9 protein-coding genes are annotated in these 14,912 nt (G+C 71.2%); 7 read left to right on the forward strand and 2 right to left on the reverse strand.

Going from position 1 to position 14,912, the window contains the following annotated elements; genetic code table 11:
* Window positions 1–381 precede the first annotated feature (381 nt).
* On the reverse strand, window positions 382–669 hold the full coding sequence (locus ACIRD8_RS00005; RefSeq protein ID WP_401158158.1) for a hypothetical protein: 288 nt from the start codon (window positions 667–669) through the stop codon (window positions 382–384).
* A gap of 424 nt (window positions 670–1,093) precedes the next feature.
* Window positions 1,094–2,668: a recombinase family protein gene (locus tag ACIRD8_RS00010; RefSeq protein WP_403984319.1), complete on the reverse strand. Its 1,575-nt coding sequence runs from the start codon at window positions 2,666–2,668 to the stop codon at window positions 1,094–1,096.
* Between the two features lie 188 nt (window positions 2,669–2,856).
* Here ACIRD8_RS00010 and ACIRD8_RS00015 point away from each other — a divergent pair, with 188 nt between their 5' ends.
* The 7 genes from ACIRD8_RS00015 (at window position 2,857) to ACIRD8_RS00045 (ending at window position 14,912) form a co-directional block, all read left to right on the forward strand.
* The gene (locus ACIRD8_RS00015; protein ID WP_403984321.1) at window positions 2,857–3,990 is read left to right on the forward strand and encodes a hypothetical protein; all 1,134 of its coding nucleotides are present in this window, start codon (window positions 2,857–2,859) and stop codon (window positions 3,988–3,990) included.
* A gap of 122 nt (window positions 3,991–4,112) precedes the next feature.
* Window positions 4,113–4,892 carry a TIGR03936 family radical SAM-associated protein gene (locus tag ACIRD8_RS00020; protein ID WP_403984323.1) on the forward strand — a complete coding sequence of 260 codons (780 nt, stop codon included), beginning with the start codon at window positions 4,113–4,115 and terminating at the stop codon, window positions 4,890–4,892.
* 229 nt (window positions 4,893–5,121) lie between these two features.
* A complete protein-coding gene (locus ACIRD8_RS00025) occupies window positions 5,122–9,384 on the forward strand; it encodes an Rne/Rng family ribonuclease (RefSeq protein ID WP_403984325.1) in 4,263 nt (1,420 codons plus the stop codon).
* Between the two features lie 216 nt (window positions 9,385–9,600).
* Window positions 9,601–10,719, forward strand: coding sequence for a DegT/DnrJ/EryC1/StrS family aminotransferase (locus ACIRD8_RS00030; RefSeq protein WP_403984327.1), 1,119 nt, complete (start codon window positions 9,601–9,603; stop codon window positions 10,717–10,719).
* Window positions 10,716–11,735, forward strand: a complete 1,020-nt coding sequence (locus tag ACIRD8_RS00035) for a Gfo/Idh/MocA family protein (protein ID WP_403984329.1) — start codon at window positions 10,716–10,718, stop codon at window positions 11,733–11,735. Before ACIRD8_RS00030 ends, ACIRD8_RS00035 begins: the two co-directional genes overlap by 4 nt.
* Window positions 11,725–13,296 carry a glycosyltransferase gene (locus ACIRD8_RS00040; protein ID WP_403984331.1) on the forward strand — a complete coding sequence of 524 codons (1,572 nt, stop codon included), beginning with the start codon at window positions 11,725–11,727 and terminating at the stop codon, window positions 13,294–13,296. Before ACIRD8_RS00035 ends, ACIRD8_RS00040 begins: the two co-directional genes overlap by 11 nt.
* Window positions 13,293–14,912: a glycosyltransferase family 2 protein gene (locus tag ACIRD8_RS00045; protein ID WP_403984333.1), complete on the forward strand. Its 1,620-nt coding sequence runs from the start codon at window positions 13,293–13,295 to the stop codon at window positions 14,910–14,912. The genes ACIRD8_RS00040 and ACIRD8_RS00045 overlap by 4 nt, the downstream gene beginning before the upstream one ends.

Raw genomic sequence — 14,912 nt, forward strand, 5'->3', positions numbered from 1 at the left:
GGTTCGATGCTGGTCATAAGGGGTGCTTCTCCTACCGTGCCCTCTCAGGCTAACCCGACAAGACGGGATGTCTCACCCAAGGCTGATAGAGAGGGCCTGGGCCTTCGATCTATCGGCCCTTAGGGGCCGCACTGGTGAAGCAGCTTCGGACTGTGGCGGCGGAGCCGCCCCCTATCGCCTACTCCTTCGCCGTTGCCCTACTCCTGGTGGGCGCTACCGCGCCCTGCTTCCCTTCGCCGCTGGGTCAAGAGGATTCCTCTGTCGGCCCCGAAGGGGCCTGCACTGGGGCCAAATAGATAAGAGAGGGCGTGAACGTTCGCGCAGGTCAGATGCCATGTCGGCACACGCGAGACATGCTCTCACTGCACGCACGGTGTGCGGTCACCTGTCCTGGTGGAGACGGCAGGGCACGGGCGCACCCTTGGCCTTCTGGAATAGATGAGGCGGAAGCACCAGGCAGGCCGCACCGGAACGGGGTGAGATGAGGTGGAGATCCTTGGCGCGTGCCACCGCGTTGCGGGCGCTCTGGTCGGACAGTCGCTTGCCGTCCTTGCCGAGCAGTGCGGCCAGTCGGCCAGGCTCGAACGCTGCGTGTCCGTGGCGGTCGGCCCATCCGATGGCGGCGAAGTGGACTCGGTACGCGAGCGGGTGCCCATGGTCCTGCGCCATGCGTCGGTACTCGTGCTGAGAGACCCCGCCCCACGGGCGGTCATGACCGAAGTTGATAGTCACTGGTCGCGGCTGCCGTCGTTGGGGCCGCAGGTGTGGGCGTGTCCATCGATGAGGGGTGACGCACACGCCTCACAGGTCCAGACGATTTCGCTCGTGATGTTCAAAGGTTCGCGACTCCTGTCGATGGAGCGCAGCACGTAGCCGCGTCTCGCCGGGTGGAAGTCGCGCAGTTCCGTCCTGCGCTTCGGGAGTCCCTCGACGTCCCTGCGAGCCCCTCGGGATCGCGGCCTCTCGCGGAGTGGCCAGCTCTACCACCGCTGAACGATGGGAGCTACGGTCCCCGCTCCGTCAAAGAGCGGGGAAGTATTCCTACGTGGCGGGTTGCTCGACTGTCAAGCCGAGCCTCTCCCCGTCCTTGTTGTCAGAGCTTCGCTGCGAAGTCGTCGCTCTTGATGACGAGCCGTTCGCGTACGTCACGGGGAATCTTGAGACGCAGATGGACGGCGGGTGCACGCACGCCCTTGACCTTGGTGCGCGTGACTTCGCAGGTAATGCCGACGCGGCGGAGATCCTCGGCCATGACCTCCATGCCTCCGGACTCCCATGCTTCACGGAACGTCTTGCCGTTGTGGATCAGGGTCCATCGGTCCTGCGTGGTCTCGGGATCGATCGCGCTCAGTTCCTCTGAGAACTTGTCGAACGTCTTTTCTGCCTGCTCCTGAGCGAACCGCGTCTTCGTGTAGCGGCCTCCCGGCTCAAGTTCCTTCATGTAGTAGGCGATGGCCTCTTCGAGCCGCTTCACCTCGGCCCGAGCCTCAGCGCCCTGGGCGTACTCGCGGACTTGCACGGGGAAGTCGCCGAGCACCCGCAGCACATCGCCCACCAGGACGTCGTACACGCCCTGTGGGTCCGGTGCGCCGAGCCCCCCGCTCTTGCACTTCTGGCACCGGAGGTATCGGTACTGGCCGAACTTGTTGGACGTGACGTGCACTGTCATGTTGGACGTGCAGTCGGCGCAGACCAGTACGCCGAGGAACTGCGTCGCGCCGTGCGTCTGACGCTGGGGCTGGTTCTTGCCGCGCCGGTCGATGGCCTCTTGGAGTTCGTTGTATTCGCCCTCGGTGAAGATCGGTTCCGCCACCCTGACCGGCTTGCCGTCGTGTCCGAGGATCAGCTTGGAGCGGCGCACACCCTTGTTCTTGTTCTCCTCCACTCGATAACCCATGAGTGCTGGGTTGCGGAGGCGACGGAGGAGAGTCGTCGTAGTGAGCCCCTCGGACATGAGGCCGGCGCGTACGAGACATACAGACATGCGCCGGGCTGACACTCCCCGCAGCGCCATGCGGCGCGCCCACTGCAACGCCTTCTGTGCGACAGGGTCGATGGCAAGGGCTGATCTTCCCTTCACCTTCGTTGTGACGAAGCCGTACGCGGGCTTGCCCACGAGCCACGCGTCCTGAGTCCTCGTGTAGTCCCAGAGCGAAGCGACGCGGGTCGACGTGTTCGCCGCCTCGATCTCGGCAATACCCCCGATGAGCGTGACCATCATCCGACCGACAGTGGATTCAAGGTCGATCGAGTCGTTCTTCGAGGCCAGGTTCTTTCCGTACCGCTGGCACCACTCGATCATGGTGGAGAGATCCGACATGCGGCGGATGAATCTGTCGAGCTTCCAGAAGAGCAGAGCATCGAACTCGGGTGATCGGTTGTTCAGCCACTCGCCGAGCTCCTTGCGCTTCCACGGTGGAACCTTCGTCGCCGAGACGTTGAGATCGGAAGCGACGCCGACGACGCGGTACCCCTTGTCCCTGGCCAGTAGGCGAAGGTCGAGTTCCTGCCGCACCGGCGAGGTGGTGTCCTCCGTAAGTACGGACAGGCGGATGGAGAGCAGAGCGCGCGGGGCGTCCGCAGGAAGCAGAGCCTCCGCCTTCTTCAGCTCCTTGAGCAGAGCCAGGTCCGGAGCGGTCCACTCGGCTTCGATGTCGTACGTCTTCATGGCTCGGAGAGTAGCTATGGATTTAGCCGTGTGTCTATCTGCCCCAGCTCGACCTGGACATCCAGATCGGCCCCACCGGCAAGAAGCTCCTGCCGCTCACCGTCGTGAAGTAGCCCCTCAGGGTGACAGCCCGGTGACGAACGCCCGGCCCGGGAAACTCCGGGCCGGGCGTTCGCGTCTCTCAGGGCATGGACCTCGAGAAGCACCGCACGCCCGCGCCGTACGAAGGCGGGGAAGGCTGCCTGACGACCCTCGTCAGAATCCCGGTCAGGATCGTCGTGCTGGTCCTCGTCCTGCCCGTACGCATGGTCTGGGACCTGCTCGTCGCGGGCGGCCGCCTCGCGGAGCGGGTGCTGCTGCGCCCCCTGGGCAGGGCGCTGGAGTGGGTGTACGACCAGGTGCTCACCCCGGTCGGCCGGGCCCTCGGACGGTTGGCCGTGGCCCTCTTGGTGTGGCCCTGGGTCGGTCTGTGGCGGTACGTCGTCGTCCCCGTCGTCCGGTACGGCGTGCTCGTTCCGCTGAGGTGGCTCCACTCGGCCGTGCTCACCCCCGCCGGACACGGGCTGCGGTGGGTGTACGACAGGCTCCTCGTCCCGGCGGTGACCGGACTCGTCACCCTGCTCCTGGTGTGGCCGGCCATCGGCGCCTGGCGGTACGCACTGAAGCCGATCGGCATCGCGGCGTACTGGCTCGTCGTCCACCTGGTCGTGGCGCCGCTCCTCTGGGTCCACCGGTATGTGCTGACCCCGGTGGGGCACGGTGCGGCGTGGGTGCTGACGATGCTGGGGCGCGGGCTGGCCGCCGCCGTGCTCGGGGTGTGGGCCGGCGCGGCATGGCTGGTCATGGCGCTGCTCGTCTCGCCCCTCGTATGGCTCCACCGGCGTGTGCTGGCCCCGGTGGGCCGCGAGATCGTGGCAGCCGTGGGCGTCGCCTGGCGGGTCGCCGGCTACATCTCGCGCGCCGTCGGCCGCGTCCTGGCCTGGCTGGCGTGGCACCTGGTCGGCGCACCGGTTGCCTGGACCTACCGCACGGTGTGCACACCGGTGGGGCACTTCCTGCGCGACACGGTCGGGGCGCCGGTCAAGCGCGTCGCGGTGGAGGCGGGACGCGCGGCCCGCGGAGCCCTGGCCTCGGCCCGTCAGACCCTTCGGACGGCGCGCAGGGACGCCTGGCGTGCGCTGGTGGGAACACCGCAGGCCAAGAACGCGCGGGAACTCGAAGGGTCCGCTGCGCGTACCCTGGGTAGGACAACGACTGTCCCCAGCGCGGCGCCCGCGCCCGAGATCTCCCTGCTTGCCGACAAAACCGTCGAGCGGGGGTGAGCCGGAGCGGCACCCCGGGGCACCCCGTACTTCGTGGGCGGCACGCCACCGCGGCCGCCCCGCACCGAGGAGAAGAACCACTGGGCAAGCGACAGCCCGAAGGCCCGCCGCCCGCACCGGCGGTGCAGCGCATCCGACTGCGCTACACCAAGCGGGGCCGCCTCCGGTTCACCAGTCACAGAGACTTCCAGCGTGCCTTCGAGCGGGCGCTGCGCCGCTCCGAGGTGCCCATGGCCTACTCGGCGGGCTTCACCCCCCACCCGAAGGTGTCGTACGCCAACGCCGCCCCCACGGGCACGGGCAGTGAGGCCGAGTTCCTGGAGATCGCCCTCACCGAGGCGCGGGATCCGGACACGCTGCGCGGACTGCTCGACGCGTCGATGCCCACGGGCCTCGACATCATCGACGCGGTGGAGGCCCGCACCTCCGGCCTCGCCGACCGGCTGACCGCCTCCGTGTGGGAGATGCGGCTGGACGGGGTCACCGTCCAGGACGCGGAGAAGGCCGTGGCCGCCTTCCTGGCAGCCGAGACCGTCGAGGTCCAGCGCCGTGCGAAGAACGGCATGCGGAGCTTCGACGCCCGTGCGGCCGTCGCCGGCCTGCAGGCCCTTGATCCACAGCCTGATAGGTCCGGGGACACGCCCTGTGCGATACTGCGCCTGGTAGTGCGGCACGTGACACCTGCCGTGCGACCCGACGACGTCCTGTCCGGTCTCCGAGCTGTGGCCGACCTAACGCCGCCGGTCCCCGCAGCGGTGACCAGGCTGGCGCAGGGGCTCTTCGACGAGGAGTCCGGCACGGTGACCGACCCGCTCGCGCCCGACCGCGAGGCAGCCCCGGCCGTATCCACGGCCGATCCGGCCGCCGCCGCGACGGCGCCGGAAGGTGCAGGTTCCGCGTAAGGCGGTCGTTGTAGCGCAGCCCTTGGACTCGGGAGCCACCTGGGTCGGGCCGCGCACCGCCCCATAAGACTTTCGCCAGGCCGTGCGTCATGCGTACGGAACCGGCGAGCCAGACATCAGCTCCCGTGCGGCGCCCGCGCCCCGGACGGCGGTATCGCGCACATCGCGCGAATCGCGTCGGACCGGAATCAGGCGTGGCGCCCGGGAGCGCGACGGGAGAACCGCCCGCATGCACGAGCCGAACGAATCCGGTACGACCGGAACCCCCGCAAACACCGAGGACAACAACGCTCCTGGGGACAAGCTGCCGCCGCGCCGCAGGCGCCGCGCGGCGTCCCGCCCCGCCGGCCCGCCGTCCGGCGCGCCGGGTGCTGCCGCCGCCGAGGACGTCACGCCGGCCATACCGGCCACTGCCGACGAGAGCCCCGCCGAGCCCGCTGCCGAGGCCGCGCCGCCGGCGCGTGCCCGTCGCCGTGCGGTCCGTAAGGCGACCGCTCCGGCGGGTGCGCCGCAGGGTGCCGCCGAGGTCGTGGAGCCCGTCGCCGAGACGGCCGCCGCTCCCGTCGAGACCCCGGCCGAGCCCGTCGCCGAGGCCGCGCCGCCGGCGCGTGCCCGTCGCCGTGCGGTCCGTAAGGCGACCGCTCCGGCCGGTGCGCCGCAGGAGGCCGCCGAGGTCGTGGAGCCCGTCGTCGAGACCGCCCCGGTCGACGAGGAGGCCGAAGAGGCCGAGGAGACCGTCGAGGCGCCCGTCGCGGAAGCCGCTCCGTCGCGCCCTCGCCGCCGTGCCACCCGTAAGGCCACCGCTCCGGCGGGCGCCCCCCAGCCGGTCGAGGCCGTCGCGCAGGAGCCCGTCGCCGCCGAGCCGGTGAAGGCCCCCGAGCCCGCCGTCGAGGCCGCCGAGAGCCCGGCCGAGCCCGCCGCCGCGCCGCGAGGCCGTGCCCGTCGCCGTGCGTCGGCTCCGGCCGGTACGCCGCAGGGCACCCAGACCGCCGGGACCCCGGCCGAGATCGTGGCCGAACCGGCCGCCGAGGCCGCAGCCGAGTCCACCCGCGCCGAGGAGACCGTCGAGGCGCCCGCCGCCGAGGCAGCCGCCCCGGCGCGCACGCGCCGCCGCGCCTCCCGTAAGGCGTCGGCCCCGGCCGGCTCCCCGCAGCCCGTCGAGGAGGTCGCCGAGGCGGCCGCCGAGAAGGGCGAGGACCTCCCCGCCGCAGTGGCCGAGGAACTCGCCTCCGAGTCCGAGCAGGTCGAGGAAGCCGCGCCGCGAGGCCGCCAGCGCCGCCGGGCCACCGCCGCCGCGGGCCGTCCCGAGTTCACCGGGAAGACCGAGGAGCCCACCCGCAAGGGCCGTCGTGCGACGCGCCCCGCCGTGGCCGTGTTCCAGGCCCCGGTCTTCGCCGAGCCGATGTTCCAGACCCCGGAGACCGCGGCTGCCGCCGCTGCCGCCGTGGGTTCCACCCCGGCCCACGACGAGAGCGACGACTTCGAGGAGCAGAAGCCCGCGGACCGTACGGACCGTGCGCCGCGCAAGGCCGAGGCCAGGCAGGCCGCCGAGGCCGCGGTCCCCGCCGAGGCAGCAGAATCCGCGCCTCAGGGTGGCTCGCGCCGTCGCCGCCGCCGTCGCGGTGAAGCCGTCGAGACCGAGCCCGCCGCGACTCCGGTCACGCTTCCGGCCGAGCAGCCCGCCGCGGCCGCCGCGCCCGTCGAGGACGAGCACGAGGCAGAGACGGAGACGGACGCCGAGCACGAGGGCGACGAGACGGACGAGTACGGGGACCGGCCCTCCCGCCGTCGCCGTCGTGGTGGCCGTCGCCGCCGTCGCGGTGAGGCCAACGACACGGACGACGCGGAGCAGCAGGACGACGCCGCCGTGGACCGTTCCGAGGACGAGCAGCAGGCGCAGGACGACGACGAGGACGAGCACGAGAGCGAGCACGAGTCCTCCTCCGGCTCCAGCAGCAGCCGTCGCCGCCGCCGTCGTCGCCGCCGTAGCGGGGACGCCTCCGGCGAGGAGACGAGCACGGGCGCCGACGACCCGGAGCGCACGGTCGTCAAGGTCCGCGAGCCGCGTAAGAAGGAGGCCGAGCGCGAGCCCGGCACCGGCTTCGACGAGGTCCAGTCCATCAAGGGCTCGACCCGTATGGAGGCCAAGAAGCAGCGCCGCCGCGAGGGTCGTGAGCAGGGCCGCCGTCGCGTCCCGATCATCACCGAGGCCGAGTTCCTGGCCCGCCGCGAGGCCGTCGAGCGCGTCATGGTCGTCCGCCAGAGCGGCGAGCGCACCCAGATCGGCGTCCTCGAGGACAACGTGCTCGTCGAGCACTACGTCAACAAGGAGCAGGCGACCAGCTACGTCGGCAACGTCTACCTGGGCAAGGTGCAGAACGTCCTGCCGTCCATGGAGGCCGCCTTCGTCGACATCGGCAAGGGCCGCAACGCCGTCCTGTACGCCGGCGAGGTCAACTTCGAGGCGCTCGGCATGGCCCACGGGCCGCGCCGCATCGAGACCGCGCTCAAGTCCGGCCAGTCCGTCCTCGTCCAGGTGACGAAGGACCCGATCGGCCACAAGGGCGCCCGCCTGACCAGCCAGGTCTCGCTGCCCGGCCGCTACCTGGTCTACGTGCCCGAGGGCTCGATGACCGGCATCAGCCGCAAGCTGCCCGACACCGAGCGCGCCCGGCTGAAGACCATCCTCAAGAAGATCGTCCCCGAGGACGCGGGCGTCATCGTGCGCACCGCCGCCGAGGGCGCGAGCGAGGACGAGCTCCGCCGCGACGTCGAGCGGCTGCAGGGCCAGTGGGAAGAGATCCAGAAGAAGTCGAAGAACACCAGCAGCTCCAACGCGCCGACGCTGCTCTACGGCGAGCCGGACATGACCGTCCGGGTCGTCCGCGACATCTTCAACGAGGACTTCTCGAAGGTCATCGTCAGCGGTGACGACGCCTGGGAGACCATCCACGGCTACGTCTCGCACGTGGCGCCGGACCTCAGCGACCGCCTGTCGCGCTGGGCCTCCGAGGTCGACGTCTTCGCGACGTACCGCATCGACGAGCAGTTGATGAAGGCGCTGGACCGCAAGGTCTATCTGCCGAGCGGCGGCTCGCTGGTGATCGACAAGACCGAGGCGATGGTCGTCGTCGACGTCAACACCGGCAAGTTCACCGGCCAGGGCGGAAACCTCGAGGAGACCGTCACCAAGAACAACCTGGAGGCGGCCGAGGAGATCGTGCGTCAGCTGCGGCTGCGCGACCTCGGTGGCATCGTCGTCGTCGACTTCATCGACATGGTGCTGGAGTCCAACCGGGACCTGGTGCTGCGGCGACTGCTGGAGTGCCTGGGCCGTGACCGTACGAAGCACCAGGTCGCCGAGGTCACCTCGCTGGGCCTGGTGCAGATGACCCGTAAGCGGGTGGGCCAGGGCCTGCTGGAGTCCTTCTCCGAGACCTGCGTCCACTGCAACGGGCGCGGTGTGATCGTCCACATGGAGCAGCCCACGGCGGCCGGTGGCGGCGGTGGCAAGCGGTCCAAGAAGCGCGGCCGCGGTGGCGCCGGGCACGAGCACGAGCACGCCCAGGACCACGAGCACGCCGAGCAGCACGCCGAGGCCGAGACCGAGGCGGAGGTGGCCGCCGAGGTCGCCGCCCCGGTGGCGCTGCCCGAGCCGGAGTTCGTCGCGGACGAGGAGCTGTACAGCAGCCCGGCCGAGGCCGAGGCGGCGGCGTCGCGCGGCCGTGGCCGCAGGCGTGCGACCCGTAAGGTCACGGCTCCGGCCGGTGCACCCGCACCGGTGGCCGAGTCCGCCCCGGCGGCCCCGGCCGTCGAGGAGAAGCAGCAGGTCGAGGAGCAGCAGCCCGAGCCGGTGGCCGAGGCCCCGGTGGAGGCTCCCGCCGCCCCCGAGACCGAGGCCGCACCTCCGGCCCGTACGCGTCGCAGGGCGACCCGGAAGGCGACCGCCCCGGCGGGCTCGCCCAAGCAGGCCGATGTGACGCCGCCGGTCCGTCCGGCCGAGCCCGCGGCGGAGCCCGTCGCGGTCGAGGACCCGGTCGTCGAGGCCCCGGCGCCCGCTTCCCCGGAGGAGGCACCCGCTTCCCCGGAGGTGACGGCGCCCGAGGCTCCGGCGGCTGACGCGGAGTCCGCTCCCGCCGCCCCGCCGCGTGCCCGTCGCCGTGCGACCCGCAAGGCCACCGCTCCGGCGGGATCCCCGGCCGGCGCCGACGAGGCAGCGGTCGTGGTGGTCACGGGTACCGAGTCCGACACGACCGATGCCCCCGGCACCGAGGAGTCGGAGGCCCCGGTCAAGAAGACCGCGGCGCGGAAGACCGCGAAGAAGGCCACGGCGAAGAAGGCTGTCACCAAGAAGACGGCAGCCAAGACGGTCGCGAAGAAGACCACCGCCAAGAAGACGACGACCAAGAAGGCAGCGGCGAAGAAGACCGTCGCCGCCGAGCAGTCGTCGCCTTCGGCTGCCGCTTCCGCGCGTACGGGTGAGAGCGAGTAGCCGAGCTCCTGACGACCGCGTAACGCTCGTCCGTCCGCATGTGTCCCGCCCCGAGAGCTTCGGGGCGGGACACATGCGTTGCACCGGCCTCCCCTGCACCAATGGTCGCGAATCACCCCTTCTGCCCTTATCTGTCTAATGTGTCATTATCTGATGCAACCCTGGTGTGGCAGGGCGAGGAGCGCGCGAACCGCGCACTCGTCAAGGAGGTCGTCGATGACGAGCACCGATGAGCAGCCGGTTCCAGCAGCCAGTCCCGTCATCGGGGAGGCCGAGATCGCGGCCGTGGTCCGTGTGATGCGCAGCGGCCGTGTCGTACAGGGCCCCGAGGTCGCCGCCTTCGAGGAGGAGTTCTCCGGGCTGGTGGGCGGGCGGCACTGCGTCGCGGTCAACTCCGGCACCTCGGCCCTCCACCTGCTCCTCCTCGCCCTGGGCATCGGCCGGGGTGACGAGGTGATCGTCCCCTCGTTCTCCTTCGCGGCGTCCGCGAACGCGGTGCGTCTGACCGGCGCCGAGGTCGTGTTCGCCGACATCGAGCCGGGGAGCTTCGGCCTCGACCCGGCAGCGGTGGAGGCCGCGATCACCCCACGCACCGCCGCGGTCATGCCGGTGCACCTCTACGGTCATCCGGCGGCGATGGACCGGCTGATACCCGTGGCCGACAAGCACCGCATCGCCGTGGTCGAGGACGCCTGCCAGGCGCACGCCGCCGCACTGAACGGCACCCCGGTCGGCGCGTTCGGCACGGGCGGCGCCTTCAGCTTCTACCCGACGAAGAACATGCACGCCCTGGAGGGCGGCATGGTCAGCACGGGCGACGCGGAACTGGCCCGCACCCTGCGCCTGCTGCGCAACCAGGGCATGGAACAGCGCTACGCCAACGAGGTCATCGGCGCCAACATGCGGATGACCGACGTGTCCGCCGCCGTCGGCCGCGTACAGCTCGGCAGGATCCAGGACTGGACCGGGCAGCGCAGGGCCAACGCCTCCTACCTCGACGCGAACATCACCGTCCCCGGGGTCACCACGCCACCGGTCGCCGAGGGCGCCCGCCACGTCTACCACCAGTACACCGTGCGCATCCCCGGTGTCCGGGACGCCGCGATGGCGGAGCTCGCCCGGGCGGGCGTCGGCCATTCGGTCTACTACCCGACGCCGATCCACCGTCTGAAGCCCTACTGGGAGCCGGACCGGAAGGCGGGCCGCGTCTGGGACCTCCCCGAGACCGAGCGGGCCGCCGCCGAGGTCGTCTCCCTGCCCGTGCACCCGTCCCTCACACCGGAGGACCTGAAGCGGGTGGCCGCCGCGGTCAACGCTCTGGAGGTGGTGCTGTGAACGCCGGACTGCGGGCCGGTCTGATCGGCCTCGGCTCCATGGGCCGCAACCACGCCCGCGTGCTCGCCGCCCTGGAGGGTGTCACCCTGGTCGGCGTCGTCGAACCGCTGGGCGACAAGAACGGCTGGGCGCAAGGGGTTCCCGTCCTGACGGACGTCGAGGACCTCCTGGCCATGGGCATCGACTACGCCGTCGTCGCCTGCCCGACCGGCCTGCACGAGGAGGTCGGTCTGAGGCTCGCCGAGGCCGGGGTCCGCGTGCTCGTCGAGAAACCGCTCGCGGACTCCGTCGAAGGCGCCCTGCGCCTCGTGGACGCCTTCGAGTCGCGGAACCTCACGGCAGGCGTCGGCCACATCGAACGGTGCAACCCCGCCCTGCGCTCGCTCCGCAGCCGCCTGGAGACCGGCGAACTCGGGGATGTCTACCAGGTGGTGACCCGACGCCAGGGCCCCTACCCGCACCGCATAGCCGACGTGGGCGTGATCAAGGACCTGGCGACCCACGACATCGATCTGACGGCCTGGATGACCGGCCGGAGCTATGTGTCGATCGCCGCCCACACCGTGTCCAAGTCAGGCCGGCCGTACGAGGACATGGTCAGCGCGGTGGGCCGGCTCTCCGACGGGACCATGGTCAACCACCTGGTCAACTGGCTGAGCCCCCTCAAGGAGCGGTTCACCTCGGTCACCGGCGAGCGGGGCTGCCTCATCGCCGACACCCTGACCGCCGACCTGACGTTCTACTCGAACGCCTCGGTCACCACCGAGTGGGAGGCCCTGAGCGCCTTCCGCGGGGTCTCCGAGGGCGACATGATCCGCTACGCCATCCCCAAGCGTGAGCCCCTGCTCGTCGAACACGAACTCTTCCGGGACGCGGTGCAGGGCCTCTCCTGCGACATCTGCACACTGCGGCAGGGGCTGCGCACCGTGGAGGTGGCCGCATCCCTGCTCGACTCGGCCAGGAGCGGTCGCACGGTGGTCTTCGAAGCGGAGGAGGCGGTGCGCCATGGAACATGACCGTCCGGCCGACGCGCCCCGGCGCGGGAAGATCGTCATGCTGGTCGAGAACGGCGTGAAGGGCGACTCCCGGGTGCAGAAGGAAGCCCTGTCCGCGGCGGCGGCCGGCTGGGACGTGGTGCTCCTGGGCAAGTCACCCGACAGGAAGGCGAGGAGCTGGCGGCTGGGCGAGGCCCGGGTGCGCCTGATACCGGTCCCGACGCCCCTGCACCGACGCCGCCACGAATACCGCCGGGCCGTACTGCGCGCACCGCTCGCCTACCCGCCGGGCCCCCTGGCCGAATACCGCAAGCAGCGGATGAAGGCGTGGCGCGCCGAGCTCAACCTCCAGGTCATCGAGACCGGACGGACCGGCTCCGCCGTCGCCCGGACGCGGCTGCTGCCGAGGCGGCTGCTCTCCCGGGGCATGCACCGGTGGGTCAGGCTGCGCGCCCGGCACACCGCCGCGCTGGAGCGCCGCCGCAAGGACATGGACACCCCGCTCGACCGGTTCACCACGGCGTTCTGGGTCCGGGCGATGGGGGAGCGGGCCTGGCGCCGGCTCGACCCCGGTCTGTGGGATCTGGAGCTCGCCTACGGCAAGGTCGTCGACTCCCTCGAACCCGACCTGATCCACGCCAACGACTTCCGGATGCTCGGGGTCGGCGCGCGCGCCAAGCTCCGCGCCGAGGCCAGGGGACGCACCGTACGGCTCGTATGGGACGCACACGAGTTCCTGCCCGGCATCAAGCCCTGGAACCCGCACCCCCGCTGGCACGTCGCCCAGTGTGCCCACGAGCGGGAACACGCCAAGTACGCCGACGCCGTCACGACCGTGTCGGCCACCCTCGCGCAGATGCTGGCCGACCACCACGGGCTGAGCGAACTCCCCGAGGTGGTGCTCAACGCCCCCGACGCCACGGCTCCCGCGGACGCGGCCGCCGAGCCGGTTCCCGGACTGCGGGCGCTGTGCGGAATCGGCCCGCAGGTGCCACTGGCGGTCTACAGCGGCACCGCCGCACCACAGCGGGGGCTCGACATCATGGTCGAGGCTCTGCCACAACTCCCGGGCATACACGTGGCGTTCATCGTCCCACGGGGTAACTCGCTCTACATGCAGACACTGAAGAAGCGGGCGGTGGCACTCGCCGTGCAGGACCGGGTGCACATCCTGCCGTACGTGCCGCACGACCAGGTGGTCCCCCACCTGGCCGCGGCGGACGTCGGCGTCATACCGATCCACCACTGGCCGAACCACGAGATCGCCCTGATCACCAAGTTCTTCGAGTACTCCCACGCACGGCTGCCCCTCGTCGTCAGCGACGTACGCACGATGGGCGCGATGGTCACCACCACCGGGCAGGGAGAGGTCTTCACCGCGGAGGACGTCCCGGACTACGTACGGGCGGTGACCGCGGTCCTCGCCGACCCGCGGCGCTACCGGGACGCCTACCACCGGCCGGGCATGCTCACGGAATGGACCTGGGAGGCCCAGGCGGCGGTCCTCGACGGCGTGTACTCCCGGCTCGTCGAGGGGGCGCGCGCCCCGGTGGGTGAACGGACAGCGCCGGTGACCTCATGACGGGGTGCCCCGACGTCACTGTGATCGTGGCCGTGTACAACACGATGCCCTACCTGACGGAGTGCCTGAACTCCCTGGTGGGGCAGAGCATCGGGCTGGAACGCCTCGAAGTGATCGCGGTCGACGACGGCTCCACGGACGACAGTGCGGGCGAACTCGACCGGTTCGCCGAGCGCTACCCGGGTGTCGTGACGGTGCTGCGCCAGCCCAACTCGGGCGGACCCGCCGCCCCGAGCAACCGCGCCCTGGAAAGGGCCACCGGACGCTACGTCCACTTCGTGGGCGCCGACGACCACCTGGGCGAAGAGGCCCTGGAGCGGCTGGTGGCCTGCGCGGACACGTACGGATCGGACGTCGTCGCAGGCCGGATGGTCGGAGTCGACGGACGGTACGTGCACCAGAAGCTGTACGCCGAGAACGCCCCCGACATCAGTCTGTACGACTCGCCCCTGCCGTTCACGCTGGCGAACACCAAGCTGTTCAGGCGCGAGCTGGTGGAGAAGCACCGCCTGCGCTTCCAGGAGGACCTGCCGGTCGGCAGCGACCAGCCGTTCACCATCGAGGCCTGCGTCCGGGCCCGCAGGATCTCGGTGCTCGCCGACTACACCTGCTACTACGCCGTCAAGCGCGGCGACGCGAGCAACATCACCTACCGGGCGGACCACCTGTCCCGGCTGCGGTGCACCGCCCGCATCATGGACCACGCGGCGGGCCTCGTCCCGGCCGGCCCGCAGCGGGACGCGCTCCTCGCGCGGCACTTCGCCTGGGAGCTCTCCAAGCTCATGCTGACGGACTTCCCCGCACTCGCCACCGATACCAGGCGGCATCTGTGCGAAGGGCTGTCGGTGCTGCTGGACGCGTACTACACGGACGCGCTGCGCGACGGTACGGGCGTGAGGCGCCGGGTCCGCTTCGGGCTGGCCGGGCGCGGGGCCGTGGAGGCCCTGAGCAGGGCCATCACCGACGAGGCCGCATCCGGAGCCCCGCCCTTCCGGCTGGAGGACGGCCGCGCCTTCGCCGCCTACCCGGGATTCAGGGACCCCGGCGTGGGGCTGGACGACCGGTACTACGAGGTCCTCGGCGAAACGGTGGCGGGCAGGCTCGCGGCGGGCACGGTGTTCGAGTCGGCCGACTGGGAGCAGACGGGGACGGACCTCCGGCTCGCCGTGCGGCTCAGGCTCGGGGTCGTCGGGGACGTGACCTCGGTGGTGGTCGCCCTGGTGCAGGGCGCCATGCCGCAGAGCGCGGACCGGGCGGGCGCCCGCAGGCTGCCCGGCAGGGACGGGCGTCCTCCGGCCCCCGGCGACTTCACCGCGGTGGCGACCGCGGACGGGCTCGGCACACAGGTCGTCGCCCGCGTCCCGGTCCCCGCGGTCCGGGCCACCAAGGGGGTCCGTGTCTACGTCGATGTCGCGGGGTCGACCTACGAGATCCCGGTGCGCACCGAGGGGCGGCCCATGCCGCTGGCCCGCCGGTGGGGCGACGACGTGCCCCACCGCGTCGCGGCGAGGCCGAACACCAAGGGCAGGCTCGTGATCACGACAGCTCCACTGGTGGAGCCCCGGCTCGGACCGGGTACCAGGCTGTGGAGGCTGTTGAGACCGAAGAGGAAGTGA

It is taken from the genome of Streptomyces sp. NPDC102451 (assembly GCF_044765485.1).
Classification (GTDB): domain Bacteria; phylum Actinomycetota; class Actinomycetes; order Streptomycetales; family Streptomycetaceae; genus Streptomyces.

What these genes read in the sequence shown, in the direction of transcription:
- ACIRD8_RS00005 (WP_401158158.1), bottom strand. Translation starts at nt 669, where the DNA reads ATGGCGCAGGACCATGGGCACCCGCTCGCGTACCGAGTCCACTTCGCC.
- ACIRD8_RS00010 (WP_403984319.1), bottom strand. Translation starts at nt 2,668, where the DNA reads ATGAAGACGTACGACATCGAAGCCGAGTGGACCGCTCCGGACCTGGCT.
- ACIRD8_RS00015 (WP_403984321.1), top strand. Translation starts at nt 2,857, where the DNA reads ATGGACCTCGAGAAGCACCGCACGCCCGCGCCGTACGAAGGCGGGGAA.
- ACIRD8_RS00025 (WP_403984325.1), top strand. Translation starts at nt 5,122, where the DNA reads ATGCACGAGCCGAACGAATCCGGTACGACCGGAACCCCCGCAAACACC.
- ACIRD8_RS00030 (WP_403984327.1), top strand. Translation starts at nt 9,601, where the DNA reads ATGACGAGCACCGATGAGCAGCCGGTTCCAGCAGCCAGTCCCGTCATC.
- ACIRD8_RS00040 (WP_403984331.1), top strand. Translation starts at nt 11,725, where the DNA reads ATGGAACATGACCGTCCGGCCGACGCGCCCCGGCGCGGGAAGATCGTC.
- ACIRD8_RS00045 (WP_403984333.1), top strand. Translation starts at nt 13,293, where the DNA reads ATGACGGGGTGCCCCGACGTCACTGTGATCGTGGCCGTGTACAACACG.